At 66.3% G+C, this 8,636-nt stretch carries 10 protein-coding genes and 1 pseudogene; 8 read left to right on the forward strand and 3 right to left on the reverse strand.

Annotated elements, in window-relative coordinates; genetic code table 11:
- The 4 genes from IWX63_RS15865 to IWX63_RS15880 all read left to right on the forward strand — a co-directional run.
- Positions 1-372: hypothetical protein (locus tag IWX63_RS15865; RefSeq protein ID WP_199279125.1), on the forward strand; the 372-nt coding region annotated here is incomplete at its 5' end.
- Between the two features lie 203 nt (positions 373-575).
- Positions 576-953, forward strand: coding sequence for a hypothetical protein (locus tag IWX63_RS15870; RefSeq protein WP_334685937.1), 378 nt, complete (start codon positions 576-578; stop codon positions 951-953).
- Positions 954-1,078: 125 nt separating this feature from the next.
- The gene (locus tag IWX63_RS15875; protein ID WP_334685938.1) at positions 1,079-1,777 is read left to right on the forward strand and encodes a Crp/Fnr family transcriptional regulator; all 699 of its coding nucleotides are present in this window, start codon (positions 1,079-1,081) and stop codon (positions 1,775-1,777) included.
- 140 nt (positions 1,778-1,917) lie between these two features.
- Positions 1,918-2,460, forward strand: coding sequence for a carboxymuconolactone decarboxylase family protein (locus IWX63_RS15880; protein WP_199279128.1), 543 nt, complete (start codon positions 1,918-1,920; stop codon positions 2,458-2,460).
- A gap of 172 nt (positions 2,461-2,632) precedes the next feature.
- On the opposite strand, the gene IWX63_RS15885 is transcribed toward IWX63_RS15880, so the two are convergent.
- Complete coding sequence (locus IWX63_RS15885; protein WP_199279129.1) at positions 2,633-4,042, reverse strand: hypothetical protein; 1,410 nt, start codon at positions 4,040-4,042, stop codon at positions 2,633-2,635.
- A 589-nt stretch (positions 4,043-4,631) separates the two neighbouring features.
- On the opposite strand from IWX63_RS15885, the gene IWX63_RS16975 reads away from it, so the two are divergent.
- A complete protein-coding gene (locus IWX63_RS16975) occupies positions 4,632-5,099 on the forward strand; it encodes a CDP-alcohol phosphatidyltransferase family protein (RefSeq protein WP_442859138.1) in 468 nt (155 codons plus the stop codon).
- Here the strand turns inward: IWX63_RS16975 and IWX63_RS16980 are convergent.
- A pseudogene (locus tag IWX63_RS16980) lies at positions 5,039-5,809 on the reverse strand (alpha/beta fold hydrolase); the annotation flags it as partial. The gene IWX63_RS16975 and the pseudogene IWX63_RS16980 overlap by 61 nt on opposite strands.
- A 124-nt stretch (positions 5,810-5,933) precedes the next feature.
- On the opposite strand from IWX63_RS16980, the gene IWX63_RS15895 reads away from it, so the two are divergent.
- The gene (locus IWX63_RS15895) at positions 5,934-6,608 is read left to right on the forward strand and encodes a haloacid dehalogenase type II (RefSeq protein WP_199279131.1); all 675 of its coding nucleotides are present in this window, start codon (positions 5,934-5,936) and stop codon (positions 6,606-6,608) included.
- Positions 6,609-6,990: 382 nt separating this feature from the next.
- Positions 6,991-7,728 carry a flavodoxin family protein gene (locus tag IWX63_RS15900; RefSeq protein ID WP_199279132.1) on the forward strand — a complete coding sequence of 246 codons (738 nt, stop codon included), beginning with the start codon at positions 6,991-6,993 and terminating at the stop codon, positions 7,726-7,728.
- A 156-nt stretch (positions 7,729-7,884) separates the two neighbouring features.
- On the opposite strand, the gene IWX63_RS15905 is transcribed toward IWX63_RS15900, so the two are convergent.
- On the reverse strand, positions 7,885-8,283 hold the full coding sequence (locus tag IWX63_RS15905; RefSeq protein WP_199279133.1) for a heavy metal-responsive transcriptional regulator: 399 nt from the start codon (positions 8,281-8,283) through the stop codon (positions 7,885-7,887).
- Positions 8,284-8,337: 54 nt separating this feature from the next.
- Here IWX63_RS15905 and IWX63_RS15910 point away from each other — a divergent pair, with 54 nt between their 5' ends.
- Positions 8,338-8,631 carry a thioredoxin family protein gene (locus IWX63_RS15910; RefSeq protein WP_199279134.1) on the forward strand — a complete coding sequence of 98 codons (294 nt, stop codon included), beginning with the start codon at positions 8,338-8,340 and terminating at the stop codon, positions 8,629-8,631.
- Positions 8,632-8,636 lie beyond the last annotated feature (5 nt).

An 8,636-nucleotide genomic window follows, 5' to 3' on the forward strand; every position in this document is an offset into this window, starting at 1 on the left:
GTCCTCGGTCACCTCCCAGTCCAGGACGACGCACCCGACGGCCCGGCTCTTCTGGTCGTACGTCAGGAAGCACTCACGCTCATCCCACCCGGGGACACGGGACCGTCGACCCTCAAGGGAGCTGTCTCCGGACTCACGTCCCTCGGCGCCCGCACCCTGGTGCAGGTCAGCGTCAGCTCCGGCGACTCCACCCCACCGGCCCCGCCGGCCGGTCGAGGACCGCAGGATCCCGGCGTGGGAGCGACCAGGACCTGGGATGAGGGGCCGGCAGCCACCCTCACCGTCGACGTCGCAGGAAACCCGCACCTGCTGCCCGGGCAGATCGTCGGGGTAGGCGTCCACGAGGATCGAGGGTGGGCCGTGCCCGCCTGACCGGGACAAAACTTGTGTGTGCCAGATTGCAGAACACGGTGATGCTCCGGGCCTACCGTCGAAGAACACCAGCGACGAGGAAGGCACCCATCATGACTGCGTCACACAAAACGCCCCGGGCCAGCGGTTCTCCAGACACCACTTCCCGAGAAAAGGTCTCGTCCGCGCCGTCTCCTATGGTGCGGCGCCTGGTCGCAGGTGTTGTGGGTGGGCTCAGCGGCGGCGTCGTGTTCGGGGCCCTCATGGCCATGATGGGGATGCTGCCGATGATCGCGTCCCTGGTCGGTTCCTCCTCGGCGGTCATCGGGTTCATCGTCCACCTGGTCATCTCGGTCGTGATCGGGCTGACCCTCACCCTCCCCTTCGCGAGCCTGCTGAAGCGCGGTCTGGTTGTGAGCGCCGTCGTCGGTCTCGTGTACGGGGCCCTGTGGTGGGTGCTCGGGCCCCTGCTGATCATGCCGCTGATGATGGGCATGCCGATCCTGACTCTGGATGGGTCCTCGATGATGTCCCTGATGGGCCACCTGATCTACGGGGTTATTCTGGGACTGGTCGCCCGCCTCGTCCTCCGGCGCCGGTGAGGCCCATGACACCGGTCGCACCGATGGCCAGGCAGCGCCTGAACGATACATGCTCGACAACGGTCCTCTCCGCCGCCCGTACCCCGGCGAAAGGATGGGCGCCCCACGAACGGGAGGTAGACCCTTTGACCGAGACCGGCGAACCGTTCAGCTGCCTCAACGCCGTGGACATCTTCGCCGATCTCACCGCCCAGGACATGGCCGACCTGGACCGGATGTCACCGCCGAAACTGTTCAGCAGCGGCGAACTGGTATTCAGTCAGAGCCAGCCGGTCGCCGCCCTGTTCATCCTCAAGCAGGGCAGGATCAGGATCTTCCGGGTCGCCGAAGACGGCAAAACCCTGACCATCGCGATCCTGGAACCCGGCGCCGTGTTCGGCGAGATGCTCCTGGTCGGCCAGCAAATGTACGACAACTACGCCGAAGCCATCGAAGACTCGATCATCTGCCAGCTGAGCGCCTCGGACGTCGAAGAACACTTCCTGTCCAACCCGGGCATCGCCGTGAAAATCTCCCGGCTCCTCGGCCAGCAGGTCGCACGCCTGGAAGACCGCCTCACCGACATGGCGCTACGGCCCCTCGCCGCGAGGGCCGCCTCGACCCTCCTGACCCTGGACAGCGCCGCCCCCCGGGGTAGGTTCACGCACACCCGCTCCGTCAACCTCACCCACGAACAGCTCGCCGGACTCCTGGGTGCCACCCGCGAAGCCACAAGCAAGACGATGGCCGACTTCGCCGCCCGCGGCCTGATCCGTCAGGGCCGCGGACGCATCACCATCAACGACGCCGACGGGCTCCGCCGCATCTCCCGCAGCACCTTCTAACCCCGGCCACAAGCGACCAGCCCTACACGAGCCGGCCCCGCAGGCACTGCAGGCTGCCCCGAACTCCCCCCCCCCCCCCCCCCCCCGGCCCGCCCTGCCCCAATTTTCATCCGCACATCCCGAACAGCAAAGGAATGCCCATGACCCGCATCACCGTCCATACCCTCGACAGCGCACCCGAGGCCGCCCGCACCGAACTCGGTGCCCTCGCCCAGCAGTTCGGGAAAGTCCTCAACATCCATGGGGCGATGGCCCACTCCCCTGTGGTCCTGCAAAGCTACGTCGCTCTCCAGCAGGTCATCGGTGACTACGGCACCTTCGACGCCCGGACCAGGGAAGCGATCGCCCTCGTCGTCGGCAACGTCGATGAATGCAGCTACTGCCAGTCCGCTCACACCATGGGCGCGAAAGCCGCCGGGCTCACCCTGGAGCAGACCATCGCCATCCGGCAGGGCACCATCGACTTCGACCCGAAACTCGCGGCCCTGCTGGAACTGGCACGCCAGAGCACAGCCAACAAGGGCTCCGTGAAGGACGACGCCTGGCAGGAAGGCCTCGACGCCGGCTGGACCGACGTCGAACTCACCGAACTCTCCACGCACATCGCCCTGAACCTGTTCACCAACTACTTCAACCACCTCGTCGACACGGACCTCGACATCCCGGCAGCCCCGCACCTCTAAAGAGCCGCGCGTGCCCGTGCCGACCCGTCCCGGCCCGGGCACGCGCCCCCCGCCCAGTACGCGGCCACCCATCGGTCACCGATCGGCCACCCGAACGATCCCCGCATGGAATCAGCGTGTGGGATTAACCTGTTGGATCAGGTTGTGGAGTCAGCCCCGGATGAGCCCGGGATCAGCCCGTGGGGTCTTTGACGCGCAGGGGCAGCATCCGGCGCAGTTCGGCGTTGGCCCCCGGGTCCAGGACCGAGTGCTGGGTGCACGCAGGGACCAGCTGCCCCGTTTCCGGGTGGCTCATCGTATACATGCAGGCCCCGAGCCGCTCCTGGGCCTCTCGCACTGCGGGCTCGTCGCTGGTCTGTCCCTGCAGCATGAGTTCCCAGGCCGGCGCCACGACCTCTGCGTCCATGAAGTTGTGCACCACGAACGTCTTGATCCGCACGGATTGGGTCCGCCAGGCCCGCCAGAGGGCGCGGATCCCGCCGGCCCTGCGGATCAGGCGCCGCCCCATGCCCGCGAGGATTCGGGCGTCGCCGGGATGAAGGATCAGCGCCCGCAGGACCTTCACCGCAAGCGTCCCCCGGTTCTGGCCACCGAAGGACATCCCGCCGTGGTGGGTTAGGAGGGTGTCTCGCGCTGTCAGGTCGGCCGGGTCCTCCGGGTCGATGAGGACCGCGAAACGGCCGTGTGCCAGGACGCCGGTGGTGTACCGGTTGCAGCGCGGGTCGCCGAACTGTGTGCCCTGCCAGGGGATCTTCTGCCCGGCGCCTTCCTCGATTTTCTGCCACACCTCATCGATGCCGACGCTCGTGAAGTCCTCCTTCCACCGCCGGTCGTCCCCGATGTAGGCGGCCGGCTGGAAGGAGAGCATGTCGTAGGGCATCGACAGTACGGCGCGCGTCACCTCGGCGACCTCGCCAAGGTTCGACGGCGTCACCGTCATGTTGTGGGCGAGATAGGAGTCGATGCCATGATCACCGCGCAGGTCGGTGAACATCTGCGCGAATTGCCGCCGGAACGGATCGAGCTCGGCTTCGCTGCGCGGCCGGACCGCGCCGCGCCGGCCGCGCATCAGGGAATCGAAGTGCGCGGCGAAGGACACCCTGTCGAACCGGCGCTCACCATCGGGGCCGAGAACCACCGCCAACAGGTATTCGTAGTCGAAATCGCCGTGTGTCATCGACATCGGCTCACGGCCGTAGGCGCGCATCGTGGCCAGCGCTGCAGCATGGTCCTCCGGGGCAAGCAGACTCACCTCGCCTCCGATGAGCTGCGCATGCGCCCTCGGACCCCGGATCAGCCGAAGGTACTCCATTTGCCGTTGCACTTCACGGACCGTGTGGTCGCCGTCGATCCGCACCTGGTTGGCGTCCGCGGAGTGATAGCACGGGCTGCAGGTGAGGTTGCATTTGGGGAACACACCGTGGGTCCCCTCACACCCGACAGCGCTGCGGCCGAGCAACTGGTTTGGCGTCTTTACGTGTTCCGGGAGGGCCGCCCAGCGGGCGTCCATCGCCGCGCGCGCCTCGGGGTGGACGGGGCGCGTGGAAAGTTCAAGGTTCGTCAGGAAACCGGTGATCGTCATGGCTGTCCTCCGCAGGATGAACAGACCGGCTCATGGCGCCTGCTACGGCCGGGTCCCGCTCAGCGTACGCCCCAGCCCCAACCCGTCACCCGGGACGTGCCGGTATCGGCACGGGATGTTCCATGGCAGGGTCTAGCTCATCCGACGACGGTGGCAGGACAGGAAAGTCGGCAGGACAGAAAAAGCGAAGGGCGGTCCAGCACTGGTGCAGAAGCTTCCGAAACGCTTCAGGAAGAACCCGTCTTCGGCCGGAGCGATCGCGCCACGTAGCCGTGCCGCGACCAATGACCTCCTTGCTCAGGCCAGAGACAGCGGCTGGCGCCTGGACGCGTGGGTCCGGGTCCTGCGGGCGGCCGGGGACCGCTCCATCGATCAGGCCCGCGCCCGGCCGCGGGCGCTGGTCGAGGTGACGGCTCTGCATCTTCTGGTCGCCGGGATCGCCGGTCGGCGCGGCCGGAGGTGGATCCTCACGACATGGTTCCTCGCCGTGACGCACCTCGGCCTTCTAGAAGACCGGACGTCGCTGGGCCTGGCGAACAGCCTCACCCTGCTCAGAGCCAGCCTTCCGGCCATCGAGCACGTACTGGGTATGTGGGTGCCGTCCCTGGCGCTGATCAGTGACTTCGTGGACGGCAAGCTGGCCCGCGCGACCGGAACAGTCAGCTCTTTCGGCCAGTACGCCGACTTCCTCTCCGACACAGCCCTCTGGACGTGGTTCAGCCTCCGGCACGAACCCAGGAGAACGGTGCAGCTGGCAGCCCTCACAGCATGGCTGGCGCCGGTGATCGTCGTCCTCGCGGGCAGTTTCATGGGGGGCCGGATGATCGAGGTGCCGCGGCGCTGGTGGTTCAGGCCGGCCGCGACCGTCCAGGTCCTCCTCGGCGCCCGAATGGCGCTCCGATGGCTTCGCTCCCGCCCACTCTCGGATGGGCAGTCCCCTTGGCCGGGAAGACGGTTTTCGCTGAGACGATGGTTCCCATCGAGCGGGGAGTCCTCGGTCGGAATGTGTTTGCCGTCCACGTCCACAAGGTCGGAGCCCGGGATCAGCTCGACATAGCGATGGGCGAAGCTGATCTTCTGGAAATCGTCGTCGCGGCCCCATACCAGACGGGTCGGCAGCGCCAGGTCCTGCAGGGCCGGCACCAGGTCCTGCGTGTAGCTCGGGTCGGCCGCGGCGGCCATCGCCGTCCAGGACCGCACCCGTGCCGGGTCCCGCCACGGGGACAGATAGTCCGCGAGTTCGTCATCGCTCAGCTCCCGCAGCACGCTGCGCCGGGTCGATGTCGTGCGCGCATCGAGCAGGTCCTGGACGCTGGTGGCAGCGCGCACCTGCGGGTCATGGAAACGCTCCACCGCCGGTACCGGCCAGGAATCGAACATGACCGAGTTCATCAGGACCAGCCTGCGCACCCGTCCACTGGTGGCGGCGATGTGCTGGGCGATCCCGCCGCCGATATCGTGTCCGGCCAGGTCGAACTCCTCCAGCCCCAACGCGTCCGCGGCCCGCATCACGGTGCTGGCCAGCGCCGGCACGGATGCCTGCTCCACCTCCAGCTGCCCACCGCTGGCGCCGAATCCGGGCAGATCCAGGGCGATACACCGTGCCTCCTCCCCCAGGGCCGGCAGCACCGGCTGCCACACGCGGCTCCAGAAGGTGCCATGCAGCAGCAGAAGGGGAATCCCCGACGAGGTCCCTGCGCTCAGGTAGGACAGCATGGTGCCCTCCACCTCGATCTGGTCACGGCGCACTGGATTATTGCTCAGCATGCTGAATAGTGTAGGGGCCTACGTCAGTCCCGATGGAGTCCCCTGCCCAGCGCCCGAAGACCATCCGTAGGGACATCGCCAACGCCGCCACATCGCTCCTGACCGGGGCCGGAAGGACCAGGGCATGACCATCACACCGTCCGTCATCGTCTTCGATGTCAACGAGACTCTCTCCGACATGGGACCCCTCGCAGAGGCGTTCAGCCAGGCAGGCATGCCGGAGTCCCTCACCCGACCATGGTTCGCCGAACTACTCCGCGACGGATTCGCGCTCACTGCGGCAGGCGACAATCCCGACTTCGCTGACCTGGCCAAGGACACCCTCCACCGCCTGCTCACCCAGACTTCCGGCCCGGGAAATTATCAAAGACACGTCGGCGACATCATGGGCGCGTTCACGAACCTTGCCCTGCACGCCGATGTGGCCCCCGGGATCACGGCGCTCAGCCGGGTCGCTGACCTCGTGACACTGAGTAACGGCGCGACCTCCGTCGCGGAGTCGCTGCTGACGCGAGGGGGTGTGCAGAACGAATTCAAGGGGTTCCTCAGCGTCCAGGACGCCCTCCGATGGAAACCCGCCCGCGAAGCCTACGACTACGCAGCCACGGCGACCGGCCACCCCGTCGATGAGCTGCTCCTGGTCGCGGTGCACCCATGGGACATCCACGGCGCTCACGCTGCGGGACTGCGCACGGCGTGGATCAACCGGACGGGGGCTACCTATCCCTCGTACTTCACAGCACCGGACATCGAAGCCGAGGATCTGGTAGCCCTTGCAGGCATACTCACCGCACCGTGACGATAGACGGCAGTGTCGCCGCCCATCACCGTGCACGAGCGGGCACGAGCGGCATGACCTGTCAGAATCAGCACCACCCGATGCTCGGTAGCACGACCACCGGCGGATCAGCCGGTGGATCAGCCGGCGCCGATCCGTCAGACACCACACCGGTTTCGCACCGTCACCGCCTCGAATTGTCCCGTGGGGTCACCGCTCCTTAGGTGTCAGTCGCGCGGATGCGCGACCGCCCACCAGGAACGTGCACCCTGGGGTTGTGTGTTCCAGATTGCAGAGGTGCCCGCAATAGCGCGCCTAGCGTCACACAAGAAACACGGGTACACCGGGTTCGTTCCTGGTGAGCACCCGAAACGCATCCCTCCCGCAGATAGGAACCGTTTACATGACTGACTCTGAGACACCCACTCCCGGCGACACGGACTTCAGCGGACTGCGCGCTCTGTTCCTGAACTGCACGTTGAAGCGCAGCCCGGAACTGAGCAACACCTCGGGTCTGATCGATCTCAGCGCCAATCTCATGCGGCACAACGGCGTCCACGTCGATGTGCTGCGCCCCATCGACCACCCGGTAGCGACCGGCGTGTACCCCGACATGACCGAGCACGGGTGGGACCAAGACGCCTGGCCCGCCATCTTCGAACGAGTCGAGCAAGCCGACATCCTCGTTCTTGCCGGACCCATCTGGCTCGGAGATAACAGCTCCGTGATGAAGCAAATCATCGAACGCCTGTACGCCATGTCAGGGGTGACGAACGACCGGGGCCAGTACATCTACTACGGGAAGGTCGGCGGCGCCCTGATCACCGGGAACGAGGACGGCGTGAAGCACTGCGCCATGAATATCCTTTACAGCCTCCAACACATCGGAGTGACCATCCCCCCGGCAGCGGACGCGGGCTGGATCGGAGAAGCCGGACCCGGACCGAGCTATCTCGACGAAGGCTCCGGCGGCCCACAGAACGACTTCACGAATCGGAACACCACCTTCATGACCTGGAACCTGCTCCACATGGCACGACTGCTGAAATCAGCCGGCGGCATCCCCGCCTGGGGCAACCTCCCCGGCGCGTGGAGCGACGGCAACACATTCGGCCTCGAACCCAACCCCGAGTACCGGTAAACCGACCGCCCGACATCCTCCCTCACACCGCACCGGCCACCCCACCGGGGTGGGCCGGTGGGTGACTCGCTGGATTTCCCAATGGACGGGTTGGCCTTGGTCCGGGGCGCCCCTCGGTGCGGATCACGGGGCAAGATCAGCCCAGGCGTCCGACGCTCACCTGAAGGAGATGATGCGGCAGATATCCGTGGGCCCGCAGCCGGCCGGATCCAGGCTCAGGCCGGTGTGGATGAGATGTTCGAGTTCGGCTGCCAAGACCATAAGTTCCTGCTGGCGTGAGCGGACTTCCGCCAGCTTCTGCTCGAGGACGAAGGACATGTGGTTGCAGGGTGCCTGGCCGCCATCACGAAGACCCAGGACCTCAACGATCTCCGCCAACGTCAGACCCGCGCCCTGGGCGGCACGAATGAAGCGCAGCCGGTCAATGGTCGCCTCATCGTAGGCCCGGTATCCATTAGGAGCGCGGCGAGGCTCCGGCAACAGACCTTGACGCTCATAGAAGCGAATAGTCTGCCGGTCCACGCCCGCGGCGGCGGAAATGTCCCCGATCAACATGTTCGAAGTCTACGACTTGACCATGAAGTCGACTACAAGGTTTACCGTGGGCGAATGAAGATCACCCTGCAGTACTTCGACGGCTGCCCGAACTGGATGCTCGCAGATGAGCGGATACAGCTCCTGGCAAAGGACCGTCCGGACATTAGTGTGGCGTACCAGGTCATCGACACGATGGAAGCAGCCGAACGGGCAAGGTTCCCGGGCTCCCCCACCATCCTCGTCGACGGCACCGACGCAGTCGGTGACGGCTTCGCTCCGGCGGCTCTCGCCTGCCGCAGGTACATGACAGAGGACGGGCCGGCAGGAGCCCCGAGTCTTACCCAGCTCAGAGACGCCTTGAGCTGACCAGC

It is taken from the genome of Arthrobacter sp. CAN_A2, assembly GCF_015752045.1.
Lineage (GTDB): Bacteria > Actinomycetota > Actinomycetes > Actinomycetales > Micrococcaceae > Arthrobacter_D.

What these genes read in the sequence shown, in the direction of transcription:
- IWX63_RS15910 (WP_199279134.1), top strand. Translation starts at nt 8,338, where the DNA reads ATGAAGATCACCCTGCAGTACTTCGACGGCTGCCCGAACTGGATGCTC.
- IWX63_RS15905 (WP_199279133.1), bottom strand. Translation starts at nt 8,283, where the DNA reads ATGTTGATCGGGGACATTTCCGCCGCCGCGGGCGTGGACCGGCAGACT.
- IWX63_RS16975 (WP_442859138.1), top strand. Translation starts at nt 4,632, where the DNA reads ATGTGGGTGCCGTCCCTGGCGCTGATCAGTGACTTCGTGGACGGCAAG.
- IWX63_RS15880 (WP_199279128.1), top strand. Translation starts at nt 1,918, where the DNA reads ATGACCCGCATCACCGTCCATACCCTCGACAGCGCACCCGAGGCCGCC.
- IWX63_RS15895 (WP_199279131.1), top strand. Translation starts at nt 5,934, where the DNA reads ATGACCATCACACCGTCCGTCATCGTCTTCGATGTCAACGAGACTCTC.
- IWX63_RS15885 (WP_199279129.1), bottom strand. Translation starts at nt 4,042, where the DNA reads ATGACGATCACCGGTTTCCTGACGAACCTTGAACTTTCCACGCGCCCC.
- IWX63_RS15900 (WP_199279132.1), top strand. Translation starts at nt 6,991, where the DNA reads ATGACTGACTCTGAGACACCCACTCCCGGCGACACGGACTTCAGCGGA.